The sequence below is a fragment of the Mesorhizobium sp. GW821-FHT07A06 genome (genome assembly GCF_059419085.1).
Genome location: NZ_JBWKRC010000005.1, coordinates 72,405 through 93,905 on the forward strand (window position 1 = coordinate 72,405; position 21,501 = coordinate 93,905).

At 64.9% G+C, this 21,501-nt stretch carries 21 protein-coding genes; 10 read left to right on the forward strand and 11 right to left on the reverse strand.

What is annotated here, in order from left to right; genetic code table 11:
- The first annotated feature begins 63 nt into the window (after positions 1–63).
- Positions 64–2,136, forward strand: a complete 2,073-nt coding sequence (locus AC07SZ_RS17415; RefSeq protein ID WP_056574815.1) for a 3-hydroxyacyl-CoA dehydrogenase NAD-binding domain-containing protein — start codon at positions 64–66, stop codon at positions 2,134–2,136.
- A gap of 23 nt (positions 2,137–2,159) precedes the next feature.
- On the opposite strand, the gene AC07SZ_RS17420 is transcribed toward AC07SZ_RS17415, so the two are convergent.
- Positions 2,160–2,972 (reverse strand): LuxR C-terminal-related transcriptional regulator, encoded by an 813-nt coding sequence (locus AC07SZ_RS17420; RefSeq protein WP_056574818.1) that lies wholly within the window; start codon positions 2,970–2,972, stop codon positions 2,160–2,162.
- A 115-nt stretch (positions 2,973–3,087) separates the two neighbouring features.
- Here AC07SZ_RS17420 and AC07SZ_RS17425 point away from each other — a divergent pair, with 115 nt between their 5' ends.
- The 5 genes from AC07SZ_RS17425 (at position 3,088) to AC07SZ_RS17445 (ending at position 7,880) form a co-directional block, all read left to right on the forward strand.
- Positions 3,088–4,224, forward strand: coding sequence for an ABC transporter ATP-binding protein (locus tag AC07SZ_RS17425; protein WP_494915230.1), 1,137 nt, complete (start codon positions 3,088–3,090; stop codon positions 4,222–4,224).
- Positions 4,205–5,368, forward strand: coding sequence for an ABC transporter substrate-binding protein (locus tag AC07SZ_RS17430; RefSeq protein ID WP_172371802.1), 1,164 nt, complete (start codon positions 4,205–4,207; stop codon positions 5,366–5,368). Before AC07SZ_RS17425 ends, AC07SZ_RS17430 begins: the two co-directional genes overlap by 20 nt.
- A gap of 64 nt (positions 5,369–5,432) precedes the next feature.
- Positions 5,433–6,296: an ABC transporter permease gene (locus AC07SZ_RS17435; RefSeq protein ID WP_056574830.1), complete on the forward strand. Its 864-nt coding sequence runs from the start codon at positions 5,433–5,435 to the stop codon at positions 6,294–6,296.
- Positions 6,296–7,108: an ABC transporter permease gene (locus AC07SZ_RS17440; protein WP_494915232.1), complete on the forward strand. Its 813-nt coding sequence runs from the start codon at positions 6,296–6,298 to the stop codon at positions 7,106–7,108. Before AC07SZ_RS17435 ends, AC07SZ_RS17440 begins: the two co-directional genes overlap by 1 nt.
- 10 nt (positions 7,109–7,118) lie before the next feature.
- Positions 7,119–7,880, forward strand: coding sequence for an SDR family NAD(P)-dependent oxidoreductase (locus tag AC07SZ_RS17445; protein WP_056574835.1), 762 nt, complete (start codon positions 7,119–7,121; stop codon positions 7,878–7,880).
- Between the two features lie 57 nt (positions 7,881–7,937).
- On the opposite strand, the gene AC07SZ_RS17450 is transcribed toward AC07SZ_RS17445, so the two are convergent.
- Positions 7,938–8,828 (reverse strand): LysR family transcriptional regulator, encoded by an 891-nt coding sequence (locus AC07SZ_RS17450; RefSeq protein ID WP_494915233.1) that lies wholly within the window; start codon positions 8,826–8,828, stop codon positions 7,938–7,940.
- 105 nt (positions 8,829–8,933) lie between these two features.
- On the opposite strand from AC07SZ_RS17450, the gene bla reads away from it, so the two are divergent.
- Entirely contained in the window at positions 8,934–9,827 is an 894-nt protein-coding gene (gene bla / locus AC07SZ_RS17455; RefSeq protein ID WP_494915234.1) for a class A beta-lactamase, read from the forward strand.
- Between the two features lie 37 nt (positions 9,828–9,864).
- Here bla and AC07SZ_RS17460 read toward each other — a convergent pair whose 3' ends face one another.
- From AC07SZ_RS17460 to AC07SZ_RS17500, 9 genes are all read right to left on the reverse strand, one after another.
- Positions 9,865–11,373 (reverse strand): aldehyde dehydrogenase family protein, encoded by a 1,509-nt coding sequence (locus tag AC07SZ_RS17460; RefSeq protein ID WP_494915236.1) that lies wholly within the window; start codon positions 11,371–11,373, stop codon positions 9,865–9,867.
- Between the two features lie 53 nt (positions 11,374–11,426).
- Positions 11,427–11,771 carry a cupin domain-containing protein gene (locus tag AC07SZ_RS17465; RefSeq protein WP_172371807.1) on the reverse strand — a complete coding sequence of 115 codons (345 nt, stop codon included), beginning with the start codon at positions 11,769–11,771 and terminating at the stop codon, positions 11,427–11,429.
- Positions 11,772–11,791: 20 nt separating this feature from the next.
- The gene (locus AC07SZ_RS17470) at positions 11,792–12,133 is read right to left on the reverse strand and encodes a cupin domain-containing protein (RefSeq protein ID WP_172371808.1); all 342 of its coding nucleotides are present in this window, start codon (positions 12,131–12,133) and stop codon (positions 11,792–11,794) included.
- Positions 12,134–12,152: 19 nt separating this feature from the next.
- A complete protein-coding gene (locus AC07SZ_RS17475; RefSeq protein WP_056574853.1) occupies positions 12,153–12,503 on the reverse strand; it encodes a cupin domain-containing protein in 351 nt (116 codons plus the stop codon).
- The gene (locus AC07SZ_RS17480) at positions 12,500–13,774 is read right to left on the reverse strand and encodes a glycosyltransferase (RefSeq protein WP_494915238.1); all 1,275 of its coding nucleotides are present in this window, start codon (positions 13,772–13,774) and stop codon (positions 12,500–12,502) included. Before AC07SZ_RS17480 ends, AC07SZ_RS17475 begins: the two co-directional genes overlap by 4 nt.
- 12 nt (positions 13,775–13,786) lie before the next feature.
- Positions 13,787–14,860, reverse strand: coding sequence for an ABC transporter ATP-binding protein (locus AC07SZ_RS17485; protein ID WP_494915239.1), 1,074 nt, complete (start codon positions 14,858–14,860; stop codon positions 13,787–13,789).
- On the reverse strand, positions 14,857–15,651 hold the full coding sequence (locus tag AC07SZ_RS17490) for an ABC transporter permease (RefSeq protein WP_494915240.1): 795 nt from the start codon (positions 15,649–15,651) through the stop codon (positions 14,857–14,859). The genes AC07SZ_RS17485 and AC07SZ_RS17490 overlap by 4 nt, the downstream gene beginning before the upstream one ends.
- Entirely contained in the window at positions 15,644–16,486 is an 843-nt protein-coding gene (locus tag AC07SZ_RS17495) for an ABC transporter permease (protein ID WP_056574866.1), read from the reverse strand. The genes AC07SZ_RS17490 and AC07SZ_RS17495 overlap by 8 nt, the downstream gene beginning before the upstream one ends.
- 92 nt (positions 16,487–16,578) lie before the next feature.
- Positions 16,579–17,646: a polyamine ABC transporter substrate-binding protein gene (locus tag AC07SZ_RS17500; protein ID WP_494915242.1), complete on the reverse strand. Its 1,068-nt coding sequence runs from the start codon at positions 17,644–17,646 to the stop codon at positions 16,579–16,581.
- A gap of 235 nt (positions 17,647–17,881) precedes the next feature.
- On the opposite strand from AC07SZ_RS17500, the gene AC07SZ_RS17505 reads away from it, so the two are divergent.
- Genes AC07SZ_RS17505 through AC07SZ_RS17515 form a run of 3 tightly spaced genes read left to right on the forward strand, consistent with a single transcriptional unit; the run spans position 17,882 to position 21,499 of the window.
- The gene (locus AC07SZ_RS17505; protein ID WP_056574872.1) at positions 17,882–18,820 is read left to right on the forward strand and encodes a GntR family transcriptional regulator; all 939 of its coding nucleotides are present in this window, start codon (positions 17,882–17,884) and stop codon (positions 18,818–18,820) included.
- Positions 18,821–18,830: 10 nt separating this feature from the next.
- Positions 18,831–20,114: a glycosyltransferase gene (locus AC07SZ_RS17510; protein ID WP_494915243.1), complete on the forward strand. Its 1,284-nt coding sequence runs from the start codon at positions 18,831–18,833 to the stop codon at positions 20,112–20,114.
- Between the two features lie 5 nt (positions 20,115–20,119).
- Complete coding sequence (locus AC07SZ_RS17515; RefSeq protein ID WP_056576417.1) at positions 20,120–21,499, forward strand: glutamine synthetase family protein; 1,380 nt, start codon at positions 20,120–20,122, stop codon at positions 21,497–21,499.
- The last annotated feature ends 2 nt before the right edge of the window (positions 21,500–21,501 follow it).

A 21,501-nucleotide genomic window follows, 5' to 3' on the forward strand; every position in this document is an offset into this window, starting at 1 on the left:
CCGCGCCATAGCCCTGTAAATCCCGATCGCGGCCATGCCGCTCACCATTGCTGGGAGGTTTGTGTGTCCGATTTCGTGAAGGTCAGCCGGGACGGCGACGTTGCCATCGTCATCATCGACAATCCGCCGGTCAACGCGCTGAGTTTTCATGTCCGCGATCCGCTGATGCACGCGCTGGTTTCCTTGCGCGGTGATGTTTCGGTCGCGGCCATCGTGATTGCCTGCGCCGGACGAACCTTCGTTGCCGGCGCCGACATCACGGAATTCGGCAAGCCGGTGCAACAACCCGATCTGCGCGCCCTTATCGTCACGCTTGAGACCATCGCCAAGCCGACGGTCGCCGCCATCCACGGCACCGCGCTCGGCGGCGGCCTGGAGCTGGCGCTTGGCTGCCATTTCCGCGTTGCCGATGCCGGCGCCAGGCTCGGCCTTCCCGAGGTGAAGCTTGGGCTATTGCCGGGCGGCGGCGGCACTGTACGGCTGCCGCGCCTCGTCGGCGGGGTGAAGGCGCTGAGGATGATCGTTTCCGGCACGCCGATCGGTGCGGCCGAGGCGCATGCCGCCGGTCTCGTGGACGCCGTTTTCGAGGGCGATCTGACCACGCATGCCGTGAACTTTGCCCGCGAAATCGCCCGCAAGGGTGGCCCCTTCACGCCGGTGCGTGATCGCGACGACGGGCTCAAGGAAACCGACCTCAGGGCTTTCGATGCCGAGGCCGCCGACCTCGCCAGGAAAGCGCGCGGGCTGGAAGCGCCGATCGCGTGTGCGCAAGCGGTGCGCAACGCCGTCACGCTGCCCTTCGACGAGGCGCTGGCGGCGGAGCGCGCGCTGTTCGTGACGCTTGTCGGCAGCGACCAGTCGCGCGCCCAGCGTCATCTGTTCTTCGCCGAACGCGAGGCGGCAAAGCTTCCCGGCAAGGACACGCCCAAGCGCAGGATCGCACGGATCGGCGTCATCGGCGCCGGCACGATGGGCGGCGGCATCGCCATGGCCTTCGCCAATGGCGGCTATCCCGTGACCTTGCTGGAAACCAGCGGGGAGGCGTTGCAACGCGGGCTGGGCACGATCGAGAAGAACTATGCGGTCTCCGTTTCGCGCGGTTCCCTGACCGAGGACGCCAAGCGGCAGCGGCTCGCCCAGTTCAAGGGCTCCACCGATCATGCCGATCTCGCCGAGTGCGACCTGATCATCGAGGCGGTGTTCGAGGACATGGCGGTCAAGAAGGAGGTTTTCGGAAAGCTGGATGCCGTCGCCAAGCCGGGCGCCATCCTTGCCACCAACACTTCCTATCTCGACATCAATGAAATCGCCGGCTCGATCTCGCGGCCGCAGGATGTGCTCGGCCTGCATTTCTTTTCGCCGGCCAATGTCATGAAACTGCTGGAGATCGTGCGCGCCGAAAAGACCGCGCCGGATGCGCTGGCGACGGTGGTCGACCTCGCGCGGCGGATCGGCAAGGTAGCGGTCGTCGTCGGCGTCTGCCACGGCTTCGTCGGCAACCGCATGCTGGCCGCGCGCGGCTCGGAATCGGAAGCGCTGCTTCTGGAGGGCGCGACACCCAGCCAGATCGACAAGGCCTTCACCGATTTCGGCTGGCCGATGGGGCCGTTCCAGATGGGCGATCTCGCCGGCCTCGACATTGGCTGGCGCAACCGCAAGGCACGCGGCCTGACGGCCGTGATCGCCGACACGCTGTGCGAGCAGGGGCGCTTCGGCCAGAAGACCGGCCGTGGTTTCTACCTTTACGAGGCCGGCGCCCGGGCAGGCGTTCCCGATCCCGAGGTGGAGGCGCTGATCCGCGACAAGGCGGCCGAGCGGGGCATCGAACCGCGCGCGATCGGCGCCGAGGAGATCATCGAGCGCACGCTCTATCCCATGATCAACGAGGGGGCGAAGATCCTCGAGGAAAAAATCGCGGCCCGCGCCTCGGACATCGACGTCGTCTGGGTCAATGGCTACGGCTTTCCCATCGGCAAGGGTGGCCCGATGTTCTGGGCCGGCCTCGAAGGCGGAGCCAGGATCGTCGAACGGCTCGAGCATTGGTTCCGGCAGACCGGCAAGGATGTGTTCAAGCCGGCCCCGCTGCTGAAGCGGATGGCCGAGACCGGCTCCTGGGAGACCGACGCGACGGCCTGACCAGATGCCGAGGGCTGTGGCGGTTATCGAATCCGCGCGTCGATGATCTCGACGAAGCGGGCGAAGAGGCCGGCCTGCGACTTGATCTTGAGCTTGCGGTAGATGTTGCGGCGGTGGACCTTCACGGTTCCCGGCACGATCCGCATGGCTCTGGCGATCGATTCCGTCGAGTGGCCCTGCAGCACCAGGTCGACCACATGCTTTTCGCGCGGCGTCAGCGACAGGCTCTTCCAGATATGGGCACGGTCGAACTCGTTGACCGCGGCGATCGGCTGATCTTGCCTGGCTTCAGCCGGCTCGTCGATGGGAAGGGTAGGCCAGCGCAGCCGGATGAAGCTGATCACGGCCGGCGCCATATCGCGCAGCAGCCTGGCGTCGGCGGTGCCGAACGGGCCTGAAGCGCGCAGCCGCATCAGCGACAGCACCAGCGCGTCCTTGCCGGGCAGCGGCACGAAGAAGCCGACCTCCTCGGCCAGCCTGGTCTGGCTGTAGTAGGAGCGAAAGTACTCGCTGGCGTAGAAGCGGTCCGGCGCCAGTTCGCGCATGCGCCAGAACCCCTCCTTGCGCTCGACCGCGGCGTGGTGGAACGGATCGAGCAGATAGGGCCCTTCCTGGTAGAGCGCGACGAAGACATGGCTTTCCGCCGGCGAGAAGGTTTCGAACAGCAATGGCGGGCGCGAGGCGCCGCGATAGCCGAAGACCACGCAGTGGTCGAAGCTGACATGCTGGCGCAGCCAATCGACCATCGCCTTGCCGAACAGGTCGCCGCTCGTCTCCCGCGTCGCCGCGACAAGGGCGGCGAGCCGGCTGTATTCGTCGCTGCGGGACGCACCCAATACCTACCCCTCTAAACGCGAAAATAGATCAGATATACCACCTGCGAGGTATATACTAGTCGCCATTGGCTCTGGTAGCGTTCGGAAATAGCCCTGTCGCTGGAGCCCGCAGCCTTTGACCGCAGTGCCCGACATCGAGTTTCGCGGCGTCACCAAGCGTTATGGCGCGGTGACCGCGGTCAGCGGCATCGATCTGTCTGTCCCGCCCTCCGCCTTCGTCGCCCTGCTCGGGCCGTCCGGCTGCGGCAAGACAACGTGCCTGCGCATGATCGGCGGCTTCGAACAGCCGAGCGAAGGCCAGGTGTTCATCCGCGGCCAGGACATGGCCGGCACGCCGCCCTATCGGCGGCCGGTCAACATGGTGTTCCAGCAATACGCGCTGTTTCCGCACCTGGATGTCGAGGACAACGTTGCCTACGGGCTGCGCCAGGCACGGCCGCGGCTGTCGTCGCGCGAGATTGGCCAGCGGTCCGGCGAAGCGCTCGAAATGGTGCGGCTTGCCGGCTATGGCGGCCGCAAGATCCACGAACTGTCGGGCGGCCAGCAGCAGCGTGTCGCGCTGGCGCGCGCGCTGGTCAACAAGCCGGCGGTGCTGTTGCTCGACGAGCCGCTGGCCGCGCTCGACAAGAAGCTGCGCACCGACATGCAGATCGAGCTGCAGAACCTGCAGCGCGAGATCGGCATCACCTTCGTGCTTGTCACCCACGACCAGGAGGAAGCGCTGTCGATGAGCGATTTCGTCTGCGTCATGAATGGCGGGCGCATCGTCCAGCTCGGCCAGCCGAGCGAGATCTACGACGAGCCGGCCGATCTGTTCGTCGCCGATTTCGTCGGCAAGACCAATCTGTTGAGCGGCAAGGTCACCGGGCATTCGGGCGATCTGGTTGACGTGGCGCTGGCCAACGGCACCGTCATTGCGGCGCGCAAGCGGACCGCCTTGCGGCAAGGCGAGACCGTTTCGGTCAGCCTGCGCCCGGAATCACTCAGCCTCGGCGCTCCGCAAAGCGGTCCGCTCATGGGCATCGTGCGCAACCGCATCTTCCTGGGCTCGACCGCGGAATACGCCATCGAGGTCCAGGGCATCGGAACGCTGCTGGCCAAGGCCGACCATCTGATCGGACAAGGCAATCTCTTCAAGCCGGGCGAACCCGTCGCCATCGGCTATGCCGCCGGAACGCCGCTGGCGTTTCCGGAAACCAAGAACAACGGGACCAACCAGAGGGTAAACCAAAATGTCGAAATCATATCGTGACGGACTGCCGATAAGCCCTGAAAAATTCGTCGACCAACTGATGCGCCTCAAGCGCGGCTCGATCGGCCGCCGCGACTTCCTGGGCCTTACCGGCCTCGGCATTGCGACGGCGGTGATGGCGCGTGAGATCGGCATCATGCCAACGCCGGCTTTTGCCGCCGAAAACCTGGGCGACCGCATGTCGATCGCCACCTGGCCCAACTACCATGATCCGCAGACCTTCGAGAACTTCAAGAAGGACACCGGCGTCGCCGTCGAGGTCAACGTGTTCGGCTCCAATGAGGAGATGCTGGCCAAGCTGCAGGCCGGCGCCTCGGGCTGGAGCCTGTTCGTGCCGACCAATTACACGATCTCGACCTACAAGAAGCTCGGCATCATCGAGCCGCTCGACATGGCGAAGCTGCCGAATTTCGACGGCACGCAGGAAGACCCGCGCTTCACTTCGGAGGGCACGATCGACAAGGTGATCTACGCCGTGCCGAAGAACTGGGGCACGACAGGCTTCGCCGTCAACACCAAGAAGCTGACCAAGCCGATGACGAGCTGGAAGGAGTTCTGGGACACGGCCATGGCCGAGGGCGACGGCCGCACCATGGTGCACGACTACCAGCTGACGACGATCGGCAATGCGCTGAAGTACTTTGGCTACTCTTTCAACTCGCTCAAGCAGGACGAACTTGCCAAGGCCGAGGAACTGCTGCTGAAGGTCAAGCCGCATCTGTTCGCGGTCTCCTCCGACTACCAGCCGGGCATGCGCGCGGGCGACGCGTGGATGACGATGTGCTGGACCAATGACGGCGCGCAGCTGCATCGCGACATTCCCGAGATCGCCTATGTGCTGGGCAAGGAGGGCGGCGAAATCTGGACCGACTTCTACGCCATCCCGAAGGACGCGCCGAACAAGCCGGCCGGCTATGCACTGCTCAACTACCTGATGAACCCGCAGGTCGCGGTGAAGGAGCACCTTGCCAACGGCGCGCCCTCGACCGACGCCCGCGTCAACAAGCTGCTGCCCAAGGAAGTGCTCGACAATCCGATCCTCTATCCGGCGGCCGACCTGTTGACGCCGCTGGAGTTCGGCGCAGCGGCAACGCTGACCGATCCGGGCCGCGCCGAGCTGATGGCGCGCTTCAAGTCGGCCTGAGCGCCGGCCTGACGCGGACAATTGACCGGCGGGCGCACGCCCGTCGGTATCGGGGCGGTTTCAAATGCACGGCAACAGATTTCGTCACAATTTCCTGACCGCCTTGCTGCTTGCTCCGGCAACGGCGTGGCTGGTGGTGTTCCTGGTGCTGCCGTTCATCGCGATCGCCGTTTTCAGCGTCGGCGAGCGGGCACCGGAAGGCGGCTATCAGGCGGCCTTCACCTTCGCGCAATATGCCAACCTTCCGGCGCGGGCGACGGCCTTCTGGAACACGATGGTGCTGGCGCCGGTGGGCGCGCTGGCCTGTCTGCTCGTCGCCTACCCGGTCGCCTACTACCTCGCCTTGCGGGCACCGCAGCGCTGGCGGCTGATCCTGCTCGCGCTCGTCGTCATTCCGTTCTGGACCAGCCTTCTGATGCGGACCTATGCCTGGATGTACATTCTGGGCGGACGCGGCATCCCGGCGCTGCTCGCCTTTGTCGGCATCGAGGATGTCAGGCTGATCAACACGCCGGGCGCCGTGCTGCTCGGTATCGTCTACGGCTACCTGCCGCTGATGATCCTGCCGATCTATGTCAGCCTCGAGCGGCTCGACCGTAGGCTCTTGGAAGCATCCGCCGATCTCGGCGCGACGCCGCTGTCTACCTTCCTCGGCGTGACCCTGAAACTTTCGCTGCCGGGCGTGATGACCGGCTTCTCGCTGGTGATGATCCTGCTGCTCGGCGAATACCTGATCCCGACGCTGCTTGGTGGCGGCAAGGTTTTCTTCATCGGCAATGCGCTGGTCGACCTGTTCCTGCAGTCGCGCAACTGGCCGTTCGGATCGGCCATCGCCATCACGCTGGTGCTGGTTTCGGTTGTGGTGCTGATCGTGGCCAACCGCATCTCGACCCGCGTCTCGGGCGCCCGCCGCGTGGACCTGATCTGATGCGCGCCTTCGTCATTGCCGTCTTCGGTTTCCTCTATCTGCCGATCGCGCTGGTCGTGCTGTTCTCCTTCAATGCCGGCCGCCATGCCAGCGAGTTCACCGGCTTCTCGGTGCAGTGGTACGGCACGGCGCTGTCGAACCCGTTCCTGGTCGAAGCGCTGAAGAACAGCCTGTTCATCGCCACCACCAGTGCCCTCTTGGCAGCGGTGTTCGGCACCGCGGCGGCGCTTGGCCTCGCGCGTGTCGGAATCAGAACCCGGGCCGTCTTCGACGCGCTGCTGGGCGCCGCGATCGTGGTTCCCGGCGTTGTCATCGGCATCTCGACGCTGGTCGCACTCGTCCAGCTGTTCGCTGTCGTCAATCCGTTCCTCGCTTCGATCTGGCCTGACGATCAGCCGCCGCGCCTGTCGCTCGGCTATGGTTCGATCATCGCCGCGCATGGCCTGTTCTCGATGGCGCTGGTGACGATGATCGTCGGCACGCGGCTCGGCAGTCTCGACCGCAATCTCGTGGAGGCGTCGAGCGATCTCTACGCGACGCCGCTGACGACATTCCGCTCGATCGTGCTGCCGCAGATCATGCCGGCGGTGGTCGCCGGCTTCCTGCTCGCCTTCACCTTTTCCTTCGACGATTTCATCATCGCCTTCTTCGTCGCGGGCGCGCAGACGACGCTGCCGATCTATGTGTTCGCCTCGATCCGGCGCGGCGTGACGCCGGAAATCAACGCCATCGCGACGATCGTGCTCGTCGCTTCCGTCCTGCTCGTGGTGCTTGCCCAGTGGCAGTTGCGCCAGCGCAAAACATCCAACTGAAAGCCGCATCATGATCCTCAAAGACCGCATCGCCGTGGTGACAGGCGCCGGCTCCGGCATCGGCCGCGCCGGCGCCATGATCATGGCCAGGGAAGGCGCAATGGTCGTCATCGCCGACAGGGACCAGGCCGGCGGCGAGGCGACAGCTTCGGATATCCGCGCGGTGGGCGGCGGTGCCGAGGCTATCGCCACCGACGTTTCGGATGACGCCGCTGTCGAAAAGCTCCTTGCCGGCACGCTGCAAAAGCATGGTCGCATCGACATCCTGCACAATCACGCCGGCATCCAGGTCGGCGGCACGCTGACCGAGGTCGGGACCGACGGCATGGATGCCTCGTGGCGGGTCAATGTGCGGGCGCAATTCCTGGCCGCGAGGATCGTCATGCCGTCGATGATCGCGCAAGGCGGCGGCGTCATCCTCAACACCGCCTCGAATTCGGGTGTCTTCTACGACCGCGAGATGATCGCATACGCGACATCGAAGCATGCCGTGGTGGCGATGACGCGGCAAATGTCGCTCGACTATGCCCGGCACAATGTGCGGGTCAACGCGCTCTGCCCGGGCTGGGTCGACACGCCGTTCAACGAGCCGTTCATCGCCCAGATGGGCGGACGCGAGGCGATCGAAACCTATGTCCGCACCAAGATTCCGATGGGCCGCTGGGCGAGTGCGGAAGAGATAGCGGAGGCGATCCTGTTCCTCGTCTCCGACCGCTCATCCTTCATGACCGGCCAGGCGCTGGTGATCGATGGCGGCGAGAGCATCGGCTGATCCCTGATTTCGCGCAATCCCCAGGGAAAGCGCCAAGCGCTTTTCCCGGGAAAACCGCTACACACTTTTCCTGGAATTGCTCCCAGCTGTTTCCGCCGTTAGCCAGTCCGCGAAGGTCGTCATCGCCTGCGAGTTCTGTCGCCTGCGCCTTGCCGACAGCCAGTAGCGGCCGACATCGACCGTGCTGTCGAAGGGCTGCACCAGCTGGCCGCAACCAAACTCGCGGCTGAACATCGAGACCGGCAGCAGCGCCACGCCGGCGCCCTGGACGGCGGCGTTGGCCATGGTGACGGAGGAATCGAAGACGATGCCCTTGATCGGTGGGCAATGGCGCCCCGCCGCCTCGAACCAGCGCAGCCACTCGTCTTCCCGGTAGGAGCAGAGCAACGTTTCGCGGGCGAGATCGGATGGGTCGCGCAGGCGCGCGCCTATGTCGGGCGCGCAAGCAGGCGAGAACGAGCCCGACATCAGTGGCGTGTTGTCCGTCCCTTGCCAGGAGCCGTCGCCGAAACGGATGGCGAAGTCGAGACCGTCGGCGGCGAGGTTGACCCGGTTGTTGTTGGTCGAGATGCGCAGTTCGATGTCCGGATAGGCCTGGTGGAACAACGGCAGTCGTGGGATCAGCCAGCCCGAGGCGAAGGTGCCGACGACGCCGACCGTGACGATGTCGTGGAAGCGGCCGCCCTCGAAACGGTCGAGCGTGATGCTGATCCTGTTGAAGGCGTCGCTCAGCACCGGCAGCAAGGCTTCGCCTTCATCGCTTAAAGTCAGCCCGTGCGGCAGCCGGCGGAAGAGCCTGACGCCAAGCACCTCTTCAAGGCCCTTGACCTGATGGCTGATGGCGGCCTGGGTGACGCGCAGTTCGAGGCCTGCGCCGGTGAAGCTGCGATGCCGTGCGGCGGCCTCGAAGGCGCGCAAGCCGTTCAGAGGAAGATGCGATCGCTTCATCGGGTGCAGCCCTAGTTTTTCTTATGGCGGAGGCGACGTTTACTCGTTTGCGATGGCGTCGGATCCGGTTCAGTTCTGCGGCGCGGGGCAACAGAGAGTGTGGACATGACGAGCAGACGCAGTTTCATTGGTGGTCTCGCAGTGGTTTTGACGGCCCCCATCACGCTTGGCGCGGCGGCGAAGGCGGCAACAAGCCCGACAAAATTTGATGGGGTCTTGCCGAAAATAAGGCGGATCGAAGCGAAAAGCGGTGGCCGGCTTGGTGTTGCCTGCCGGATCGCGGGGACGGGGGTTCAGTTCGGTTATCGCGAGAACGAGTTGTTTCCGATGTGCAGCACCTTCAAGACGCTTGCCGCGGCGTTCATCCTGCATCGCGTCGACGGCGGCATCGAACAGCTCGACCGCAGCATGGAGGTGCCGCACAATGCCGTTGTCGCGAACTCGCCAACGACCAAGAACCATGCCGGCGGCGCAATCACGGTGGCGCAGCTTTGCGAGGCCGCGGTGACGGTCAGCGACAATGGTGCGGCCAATCTGCTGCTGGCCTCCTTTGGCGGACCGCCGCAACTGACCGCCTATCTGCGCTCGATCGGCGACACGGTGACCAGGCTCGACCGGATCGAGCCGGAGCTGAACGAATCCGTTCCGGGCGACCCCCGCGATACGACCTCACCGCTGGCCATGATCGAGGATTACGAGCGCCTCACCCTCGGCGACAGCCTGTCGCAAAAGAGCCGGGCGCAGCTCGTCGACTGGCTGGTCGCCAACAAGACCGGCGACGGCCGCATCAGGGCAGGACTGCCGAAACGCTGGAAATGCGGCGACAAGACCGGCACCGGCGAGCATGGCAGCACCAATGACGCGGCGGTCATCTGGCCGACGTCAGGCAATCCGGTCCTGATGTCGGTCTACCTGACCGGCACCAGGCAGAGCCTGGTCAAGCGCAATGCGACGATCGCCTCGGTCTCGCGCGCCTTGGTGGAAGCAATCGAGGCATGAGTCGTCGGAGCGGCGCGGCGGTGCCGCGTCGCCTTTCTCACACATGCTTGCGGCCGCCGGTCTCGCGGAACCAGCTGTCCGGGTAGGGATACCACCATTCCTGGATCGCCGGCTTGTGGTCGATGATGACCATCTTGGAACGGCGGAAGGCGTCGAGGCCCTGGCGGCCGAGTTCGCGGCCGAGGCCGGACGCCTTCCAGCCGCCGAAGGGCAAGGCGTCATTGTCGATCAGCGGGTTGTTGACCCAGACCATGCCGGCTTCGAGCCGCTCGGCCGCCTCATGCGCCTCGGCGAGGTCCGTCGTGAACACCGAGGCGCCGAGCCCGAACGGGCTGTCATTGGCGAGCCGGATCGCCTCGTCGAAATCCTTCACCCGGCAGATGGCGGCGACCGGCCCGAAACATTCCTCGCGCACGATCGCCATATCCGGGGTGACGCCGGTCAGGATCGTCGGTTCGTAGAACCAGCCGGTGTTGTGCGCCGGCGGGACGCGCCCGCCCGTGACGGCTTTCGCTCCGTGCGCGACGGCGTCATCGACCAGCCTCATCACCTTGGCCCGCGCACTTTCGCTGACCAGCGGCCCGATCTCGGTCTTGTCCATGCCGTTACCGATGCGCAGCGCGCGCGTCCTCTCGGCGAACAGGTCGACAAAGCGGTCATGCACGGCGTCGACGACGAAGAAGCGCTCGGCCGAGGTGCAGACCTGGCCGGTGAGGTGGAAGGCGGCGGTGACGCTGCCGGCCGCCGCGACCTCGAGCGGGGCATGTTCGCTGATGATCAGCGGATCGCTGCCGCCGGCCTCGATGATGCAAGGCTTCATGCGCTCGGCGCAAGCCACCGCCACCGCCTTGCCGGCGGCGACCGAGCCGGTGAAGGCGACCGCATGGGTGCGTTCGGAAGTGATCAGCGCCTGCGCGGTGGCCGCGCCGCCCGGCAGGCAGGAGACCAGCCCTTCAGGCAACGCGCGGAATACGGCCATGTAGTCCAGCGTCGACAGCGTCGTCGCCTCGGCCGGCTTAATGACGCAGGCATTGCCAGCGGCAAGCGAGGCGGCCACCGTCCAGCACATCAGCAGGATCGGAAAATTGTAGGGCATGATGTGGACAGAGACGCCATAGGGTTCGTAGCGCGCATACTGGAAGGAACCGGCCTGCGTCGTGCCGGCGACCTTGCCGGCATCGTCGCGCGCCATCTCGGCATAGTAGCGGAAGATCGGCGCGCAATTGGCGATCTCGCCGATGGCTTCGGGATAGGGCTTGCCCATCTCGCGCACCATCAGTTCGGCGCAGCGCGTGAAGTCCGCCGCCTCAATGGCGTTGGCGACGGCATGGAGGTGTTTCGCCCGGCTCTTGGCGTCGAGCTTCTTCCAGGCGACCTGCGCTGTCGTCGCGGCGGTCAGCACGGCGTTGATTTCGTCGTCGCCGGCCGCCGCGATGGCGCCGACCGTTTCAAGCGTGGCCGGATCGACCACCGGTCTTATCGCGCCGGCCATCGGCCGGTAGTCCGGATTGACGAAGAAGGTCGGCCGGTCAGGGGAGAAATGCATTTGTGTCCTTCTCCACGCATGGAGCCTGTTTTGAGGATTCGCCCGGCCGAGGCTCAGCGGATCATGTAGACCTTCTTGATCGTCTCATGGACGGTGCAGACGCCCTTCCAGTCCTGCGGAAAGAAGGCCGCCGTGTCCGGTTCGATTTCGATCACCTCGCCGGATTCATGCACATAGGTGCAGCGGCCTTCGAGGAAGTGGCAGAACTCGTCGCGGGTGACGTGGCAGTGCCATTTGCCGGGGGTGCAGACCCATAGGCCGCACTCGGAGCGGCCTTCGGGCCCTTTGTGCAGCAATTTACCCGAGGTGTGGGATTGCCCCTCGATCATGGTCGGGATGATGCCCCAGTCGACGAGGTCGGTGATGGCCAAGGGGGATTGCATGATGGGAGTGGTCATATCGATTCCTTGAAATGGGCTCACCGGCACATGAAGGCCTTGGTCAGCGTTTGCGTGATGATGGAGATGCCGGTCCAGCCAGCGGGGAAGAACACGAGCGTGCCGGCCTCCACCGGAATCTCTTCGCCGTTCTCGTGCACATAGCTGCCGTGACCCGACAGGAAGTGGCAGAACTCGTCGGCGGCGAAGGTGACCTTGCGGGTGCCCGGCGTGCAGGACCACAAGCCGCATTCGCTCGATCCGTCCGGATTCCGCGACAGGATCTTGCCGGAGGCGCGCGGCGCGCCGGCAAGCGTGTTGCTGCCCGCCCCCCAATCCTCCAGTTCCACGATCGAGGCCTTCGGCCAATGCGGTGTCGGCATGTCATGCTCCTATGAAGTGTCAGGCCAGCATGTAGATGTTGCGCATGGTCTCATGCACGGTGCATTCGCCCGTCCAGCCGGCGGGGAACATGACCACGGTCCCGGCCGACACTTCTATCACTTCACCGACATCCGACCGGTAGGTCGCACGGCCGGCGACGAAATGGCACAATTCATCGCGCGGGATCGAGAGCCGCCAGCGGCCCGGCGTGCACACCCAGATGCCGGATTCTGGCTGGTTGTTCGGGCCCTTGTGTACCAGCCTGCCGGTGGAATGCGAGGCGCCTTCCAGCACGTCAGGCTGGGCGCCCCAGTCGACGAGATCGGTGCGGTTGGAGGCCTGATGGAGGTGTGGGGCGGAAGAGGTCACAGCAGTTCCTCCAGCAGCCCAGCCGCCTTTTCCGGGCCATTCTGCGCGTGCATCTGTGCTGATGTCTTCGCCAGCTTAGCCTTCATCCTGGCATCGGTCAGGCAGGTCTCGATCTTCGCGGTCAGCTCGGCATCGTTCCAGTCGTAGCGCGGCATGCCGAAGCCGTGGCCGGTTTCCTCGACCCGGGTGGCGTTGTCGTGGCCGTCCCAGACATAGGGCATGATGATCGCCGGCTTGCCGAAATAGAGGCACTCGGTGAACGAGTTGTTGCCGCCATGGTGGATGACCGCATCGACCTGCGGGATGACCGAGGGCTGCGGGAACCAGCTCTCGACGATGACGTTGCCGGGTACGTCCGTGTACTGGTCCTTGTAGCCGCCGACATTGACCAGAGCGCGGTAGCGCGTCTTGCCCAGCGTCGCGATGATACGCTTCAGCAAGTCGACATCGCCGGCGCCGAGGCTGCCGAAGGAGACATAGAGCAGCGGGCCATCATTGTTCTTCGCGAAGGTCGGTACCGCATAAGGCTTCTCCTGCCGCACGCAGCCTTCGAGATACTGAAATTTCGCCGGGTCGAGCGGATCGCGGCGCTTGAATTTCGCGGCCTCGGGATAGAGCAGCAGGTTCAGATAGGGCGACGCCTCGAAGAACTGGCCGACCGGATAGGGCGCTTCGTTGTTGGCGGTGAGAAAGGCGTTGAAGTCGTCATGGATCGGCTTGATCACCGCGTTGAAATGGTCGCGGTAGCGCTGGTGTCCGGCATGGTCGTTCTCGCCGCAGCCGGAGAGATGCGGTGGGATATTCTCGTCCTCGATCTCGTTTTCGGAACAGGAGATGACACGCACCCACGGCTTGCCGAATTGTTTTATGGCCGGGAACAGGATGACGTTGTCGACGCAGATCACGTCGGGCTTGATGGCGGCCAGCACGCCTGGCAGATCCTTCTGCGCCCATTTGGCGCTGTCGACGATCGCGGTCCAGCAATCCTTGACGTAATTGTCGACCTGATCGTAGGGCGACTTGCGGAAATTCGGGATGTGGCCGTTGATGAAATCCTCCCAGAATTTTGCCATCTGCTCTGGCGGCATCGGCTCGGAGAGGTTCACCGGATGCGCCTCGAAACCGTAGCCCCTGTAGACCTCGACAAAGCCGGGGTCCGACAGGAACACAGCCTTGTGGCCGCGCGCCTCGACGGCTTGCGCGATGCCGACGGAATTGAGCGCCGGGCCGTAGGCGGCTTCTGGAAAAAACGCGATCGTCTTCTGCGCCATCAGGCTTCTCCTCTATTCCTCAAAAATTCTGACATCGGCGGCGTCCCAGCCGAGTTCGACCTGGTCGCCTGATGCGACAGGCCGCCGGTCGGCGGCGTCGGCGGTGACGCGCACCAGAAACGGTTTTGGCGACAAGGGCGTGCGGACATGCAGCTGCAGGTCGAGTCCGTGATAGGCCAGCGCCTCGACCGTGCCGGTGGCGCGGTTGGCGGTCTCGGCTGACGGGAACAATCGGATGCGTTCGGGCCGCACCGACGCGACAGCGGACGCGCCAGGTAAAAGTGCGGCGGGGACCTTGCCCGTGACGCGCGCGCCGTTCGCGGCCAGCACGCCATCGGCGGCGGCCTTGCCGGGCACGAAATTCATCACACCGATGAAGTCGGCGACGAAGCGATCGGCCGGATGTTCATAGATCGCGTGCGGCGTGTCGCATTGCAGCAGTCTGCCGTCTTTCAGCACCGCCATGCGGTCGGCCATGACCAGCGATTCTTCCTGGTCGTGGGTGACGATGACGAAGGTGATGCCGACCTCGTGCTGCAGGCGCTTCAGCTCCAGCTGCATGGCGCCGCGCAGTTTCTTGTCGAGCGCGCCGAGCGGCTCGTCGAGCAGCAGCAGGCGCGGCCGCTTGACCAGGGCGCGGGCGAGCGCGACGCGCTGCTTCTGGCCGCCGGACAATTGGTCAGGCTTGCGGTCGGCGAACGGGACCAGTTCTGTGGTCGCCAGGATGGCGTCGACGCGGGAGCGGATTTCCTTAGCCGGCAAGCGCTCCATTTCCAGCCCGTAGGAGACATTGGCGCGCACGCTCATATGCGGGAACAGCGCGTAGGACTGGAACATCAGGTTGACCGGCCGCTTGTTGGGCGGCGTCCGGGCGATGTCCTTGCCGTCGAGCAGGATGCGTCCGTCGGTCGGGGTCTCGAAGCCGGCCAGCATGCGCAGGAGCGTGGTCTTGCCGCAGCCGGAGGGCCCAAGCAGCGCGAAGAACTCGTTCTCCCTGATGTCGAGCGAGATGCCGTCGACAGCGGTGACCCGGCCGAATTTCTTCGACACATGGTTGATGGCCAGCAGCGTGCGCGGTTCGCTCATTGGCCGATAATCCCTCGATTGAGCCGCTGCGACAGGGTGAGCGCGGTGATGGAGACGGCCATGACGATGGTCGCCAGCGCATTGATCTCCGGCGTGATGCCGAAACGGATCATGGCGTAGATCTGCATCGGCAGCGTGGTCGAGGCGCGGCCGGCGCCGGATGTGAAGAAGGCGATGATGAACTCGTCGACCGAAAGCGTGAAAGCAAGCAGCGCGCCGGCGATCACCGCCGGCAGGATGACCGGCAAGGTCACGCGTCGGAAGGTGGTTATGGCGGAGGCGCCGAGGTCGGCGGAGGCCTCGGCGATCGACCAGTCGAAACTCTTCAGCCGGGCACGCACCACCGAGCAGACAAAGGCGAGGTTGAAGACGACATGGGCGAGGATGATGGTGTGCAGCCCCATGGTCAGGTTGAGCATGGAAAAGAACGACAGCAACGCGATCGCCAGCACGATGTCGGGAATGATCATCGGCGCGAAGATCAGCGCTTCCAGGCCCCTGCCGTATTGCCGGCGCATCTCGACGCCGATCGCCAGCAGCGTGCCGAGCAATGTGGCGATGGCGGTGGAGACCAGCGCCACGATCAGCGTGTTGAGCGCGGCGGAGAGGATCGCGGAGTTGTTGGCCAGCGATACATACCATTTCAGCGAAAAGCCCGACCATGCCGTCGGCAGCCCGCCTTCGTTGAAGGACAGTGCGACCAGCACGGCGATCGGGATGTAGAGGAAAGCGAAGACGAGGGTAAGCACGAACCAGAGCGTGCGCCGCGTGGCTGGGGAACGCTCAGCCATCGACATTACCTTTGGCCTCGGCCACCCGCCCCGAGGCGCGGTCGGCGGCCAGCGCTTGCGCCATCAGCACCAGAAGCATGATGGCGATCAGCGCCATGGCGAGTGCCGCGCCGAAGGGCCAGTCATTGGCGGTCAGGAACTGGTCGTAGACCAGATTGCCGATCATCTGGAAACGGCCGCCGCCGAGCAGCGCCGGGGTGACGAAATTGCCGATCGACAGCACGAAGACGAAGACGGCGCCGGCGGCTATGCCGGGCACGGTCAGCGGCAGGATGACACGGCGAAAGGTGGTGGCGGCCGAGGCGCCGAGATCGCGCGAGGCTTCGGCAAGCTCCGGGTTGAGCCGGGACAAAGGCGCGTAGCAGGCGAGGATGACGAAGGGCAGATAGTTGTAGACCAAGCCGGCAATGACGGCGCCTTCGGTATAGAGCATCGACGGCGGCTCGCCGGCGTAGCCGAACCAGCGCAGCAGTTGCGTGATCAGGCCTTCACGGTTGAGCAACACGATCCAGGCGTAGGTGCGGATCAGGTAGTTGGACCAGAACGGCAGCACGGCGAAGAACAGGAACACCGGCTGCCACCGGCGCGGCGCGGCAGCGATCGCATAAGCGGCGGCATAGCCGACCACCACCGCGATCAGGGTGGCTGTGCCGGCGATGCGCGCCGATTTGAGGAAGATGCCGGCATAGAGCGGGTCGAAGACCAGCCCGAAATTCTCCAGCGTGAAGGTATAGTCGATGCCGCCATAGATGCCGCGCCGGAAGAAGGCGAGCGCCAGCACCAATGCGCACGGCACCACCATCAGCGCGGTCAGCCAGACCAGCGCCGGGGCCATCAGGAAGGAGGAGCGAAGTCGGGTCTGGGACAATTCAGGGTACCGCTCAGGGCCGGCAGACGAAGCGCTGCCGGCCGTGATATCCGCGCCGCTTACTGCGCGGCCTTGATCTCGCTGACGATCTTGGAATAGTCGCGCTGGGCTTCGCCGACGTCACGCAGCTGCTCGAACTTGACGAGATCGGCCACCGGCATCGCCATGTTGGGGAATTTGGCGAGGAAGTCGGCCGGCAGGCTTTCCATCGCCGGCTTGTTCGGCACCTTGTAGTCGATGTTTTGCGCCGCCCAGGCGTGGTTCTTGGCGTCGAGCATGAAGTTGATGAACTTGAAGGCGTCGTCCTTGTGCTCGGAAGCCTTCATCACCACCATCGTGTCTACCCAGAGATCGGAACCTTCCTTCGGGATGACGTATTTGATCTCGGGTTTTTCGGCGATGCCGTAATTGCACCAGCCGTCCCAGGCCTGCACCATCAGCGCCTCGCCGGAAACCAGCTTCGAATAGAAGGTGGTGTCGTCATAGGCGAGCAAGGTCTTCTTGGCCGAGATCAGCAGGTCCTTGACCTCGGCCATCTTGGCCGGATCGGTCTCGTTGACGGAAAAGCCCTTGTCGAGCTGGCCGGCGGCCAGCAGCCAGCGATCGGTCGCCAGCATGGTGGTCTTGCCCTTCAGCTCGTCGGAAGGGGCGAGCAGGTCGCTCCAACTCGTTGGCGCCGCCTTGACGAGATCCGAGCGGTAGCAGAGGCCCGTCGTGCCCCAGGTGTACGGCACGGAGAACGTGTTGCCGACATCGTGCGGCAGTTTCGTTGCCTCGGGATAGAGGTTGGCGAGGTTGGGGATCTTGGCGTGGTCCATCGGCTCGGTCAGGCCAAGCTTGTTCAGCACTTCGGCGAAGGGCGAGGAAACGAAGACCACGTCATAGCCCTTGCCGCCGGCGGCGATCAGCTTGCCCATGATCTCTTCATTGGTGGCGTGCACCACGACCTCGCCGGAGACGCCGGTCGCGGTCTTGAAGGAGGCCATGGCATCGGGCGCCATGTAGCCGTCCCAGTTGGAGATGACGAGGCCGGCGGCCATTGCCGGTGCGGCGGACAGCGCCAGGGCAAGGCCGACAGCGATTGAAGAAACCTTGAGCGCACGGCGCCGCGAGCTGGTAGCGGTCATGGCAGACTCCCATTCCGGTTGATCGTCGAATTCTGTGCTGGACCGGGTGCGACCCACGCCGCTGCCCTCGATCCTGTTCCCTCGGTCTTTTTATCGCCGATTGCACTGACAGTACTATTGCAGAAAAAAGTACGTCAATCCATAATTTGCCAACCGACCGAGGAATCTGGCCGATTGCGCTTGTCCCGGCGATCGGCCAAACCAGTGAGGTCCCATCCGTCCGCCGAGACCAGTCATGCAAGCCGCAGCCCGACGCCCTCGCACCAACCATCTCGATCTGGCACAGCGCATCCTGGATGTGGCGCGGCAGCGCGGCTTCGAGCCCGGCGCGCGCCTGCCCGAGCAGCAGATCGCTTCGCTGTGCAATGTCTCGCGCACGCCGGTGCGGGCAGCACTCAGCCTGTTGGCGGAACGGGGCGTCGTGCGCTGGGAGGCCGATACCGGTTACCACCTGGCGGTCGACCTCGCCGCGCAGCCGGCTATTGCCACCGAGCTTCCCAGCGCGGAGGAGGACGAGCTTGCCGAGGCGATCCTGCGCGACCGCTCGGCGCGCAGGCTGGACCAGACGGTGACCGCCGCAGCGTTGATGCGACGCTACAATGCCGAGCGGAAGACGGTACTAAAAGCGCTTAATAAACTAACGGAAGAGAATCTGCTGGACCGGGCGCCCGGACAGTCATGGCTGTTCCGCCGCACGCCCGACGATCCGGAGGCGCAAGGCGAAAGCTATGAATTCCGCCTGGTGCTCGAGCCCGTGGCGATCCTGACGCCGGGCTTCCGGCTGGACGGCGCGCGGGCGGCGGCCTTGCGCCAAGGCATGGACGCGCTATCGGCGCTGCCGGATGCCGCCTTCGACACGCGCGAGTTCCAGCGGCTGGATATAGATTTTCACGGCATGATCGCCGAGGGCTGCGCCAATCGCTTCGTCGCCGACGCGCTGGCCGATCACCTCAGGCTGCGCCGGCTGCCGGGCCTCTACGGCGGCGTCAACGTCTTCCGGCTCCGGCAATCCTTGCTGGAACACCTGAACATACTCGACCATCTCGAAAGCCGGCAGTATGAGGTGGCTGCAGATCTGCTTCGCATCCACCTGCGGCTCTCCCGCAACCAGCGACCGCAGGCGGCCAGCCGCGGCGCCCCCGCGCTGTTCGGCATGATCAGCCGGCCGGAATGAAGAGGATTAATTGACGCGTAAAGCCAGCCCGACCATCGCGCTGTTTCCCGAAGCCAGTTTCGGGGCGGCGCTGAATTGCGTCGGCATCGCGCAGGCGTTGCGGGCCAAGGGCGCCAGGCCGGTCTTCATCTGCCATGCCGGCTTCTCCGGCGTCTTTGCCGACTATGGTTTCCAGGAATACCAGCTGCCGACCGACGAGCCGCTGAGCGACAGCGAGCGCCAGAGCTACTGGCAGGCCTTCGTGCGCCGGCACCTGCCGCATTTCAGGCTCAGCCCGATCGACCAGCTCGAAACCTATGTCGCGCCGACCTGGCAGGCGATCGTCGATACGGCGGTCAATGCCGAGGGACCGCTGCGCCAATTGCTGGCGCGGCTGAAGCCGGACGCGGTGGTACTCGACAATGTCATCATGTTCCCTGCGATCGCCGCCGCCGGCTGTCCCTGGGTGCGCGTCGTCTCCTGCGCGGAGACGGAGCTGCCCGACGCCCAGGTGCCACCCTATCTGTCCGGCATCGGCGCCGATGATCCGCAACGCGCGGCGTTCGAGGCCCGCTATCTCTCGGCCTCCGCGCCCGCGCATGACCGCTTCAACCGTTTTCGTGTGGACGCCGGCCTGGCGCCGTTGCCGAAGGGCCTGTTCCTGGAAAGTTCGCCCGACCTCAACCTGCTGCTGACGCCGACGATCGTGCGCCGCGAGCGTGCCAAGCCGCTCGATCCGGCCCGCTTCGTCTATCTCGAGGGCTGTGTGCGGTCGGAAGGACCGTTCGAGGTGCCGGTCTTCCCGCGCAATGGCGGACCGCTGGTCTATGTCAGCTTCGGCAGCCTCGGTGCCATGGATGTCGGGCTGATCGAGCGCATGCTCGCCGTCTTCGACAGGCTGCCCGCGCGCTTCATCGTTAATGCCGGCGGCCTGCGCGACGCCTATCGCGCGGTGCCTGACAATGTCTATCTCGACGCCTGGTTTCCGCAGCCTTCGGTGGTGGCGAAGTCAGACCTGTTCATCCACCATGGCGGCAACAACAGCTTTTGCGAGGCGCTGCGCTTCGGCGTGCCGTCGCTGATCATGCCCTATTGCTGGGACGGACACGACAATGCGCGCCGCGCCGAAGAGACCGGCACCGGCGATCATATCGGCCGCGACGGCTGGACCGAGGGAGTATTGGAGAGAGCCATTCTCGGCCTGCTGGCCGACAACGCCATGCGCGCCCGCCTGAGGGACAATGCAGCCCAGATGGCGCTGAAACCCGGAACGGACGTGGCCGCGCAAGCCATACTCTCCCTGATACGGACGTGAACGAAATGCTCGACAAGAACACGAATACCTCTCTCTCCAGCGGCAACGACCCCAAGGCCTGGCTGGGCCAGCACGGCATCAACGAGGTCGAATGCCTGGTGCCCGACATGAACGGCGTGCTGCGCGGCAAGGCGCTGCCGGCGGCAAAATTCCTCAAGGCGCTGGAAGACCGCGCGCTCTATCTGCCAAGCAGCGCCTTCCTGGTCAGCATCGACGGCCGCTATTCCGGCTCGATCGACGAGGGTTTTGCCTATTCGGACCCGGACATGCGCATGGTGCCTGATGTCTCGACGCTGTGCCTGGCGCCCGGCGCTGGGGCGGGGAAAGCCTATGTCTTCGCCGACGCCTTCCACATGGACGGCAGGCCATGGATGGCCTCGCCGCGCCACGTGCTGCGCGCCGTGCTCGATCTCTACCGCCAGCGTGGCTGGCGGGCCGTGGTGGCGCCGGAGGTCGAGTTCTATCTGACCGCGCATAATCCCGATCCGGACAAACCCCTGACCGCGCCGTTCGGGGCCAATGGCCGCGCTGAAACCGTGCAGCATCCCTATGACATGGCGGCGCTCGAGGAGTTCGAGCCGGTGATCCGGCGCGTCTATGAGTATGCCGCGGCCGCCGGACTGCCGCTCGACACGCTGATCCACGAATCGGGCACGGCGCAGCTGGAGATCAATCTCCTGCATGGCGACGCGCTGCCGCTGGCCGACCAGGTGCTTTTGTTCAAACGGTTGACGCGCCAGGCCGCGCAGCAATACGGCATGCATGCGACCTTCATGGCCAAGCCGATCGCCGCGCAGGCCGGCAGCTCGATGCATCTGCACATGTCCGTCGTCGACGACGCGGGCAACGCGCTGTTTGCCGGCGCGGATGATGCCGACACCGAGATGTTCGGCCATTTCATCGGCGGCCTGCAGAAATATGTCCCCGAAATCATGCCGCTGTTCGCGCCCAATGTGAACTCGTTCCGCCGCATAAGGCCAAACCACAGCGCGCCGGCCAACATCGAATGGTCGCATGACAATCGCTCCTGCGGCCTGCGCGTGCCGGCCGGCGGGCGCGCCGCGCGGCGGGTGGAGAACCGCTTGCCGGGCGCCGATTCCAATCCGTATCTGGCGATCGCCGGCTCGCTGCTCGCCGGCTATCTCGGCGTCGAGCAGAAGCTGGCGCGCTCGGCCGAGGCGTCGGGCAATGCCTACAAGATCAAGAGCACGCTGCCGAAGACCATGGAGGAGGCGCTCGATCGTTTCGAGGCTTGCGACCCGGTGCGCAAACTGCTCGGCGAGGATTTTTTCCAGACCTATCTGCGCGTCAAGAGCGTCGAGCTCGACCTGTTCCAGAGCGTGGTGACGAGCTGGGAACGCGATCATCTGCTGCTGAAGGTGTGATC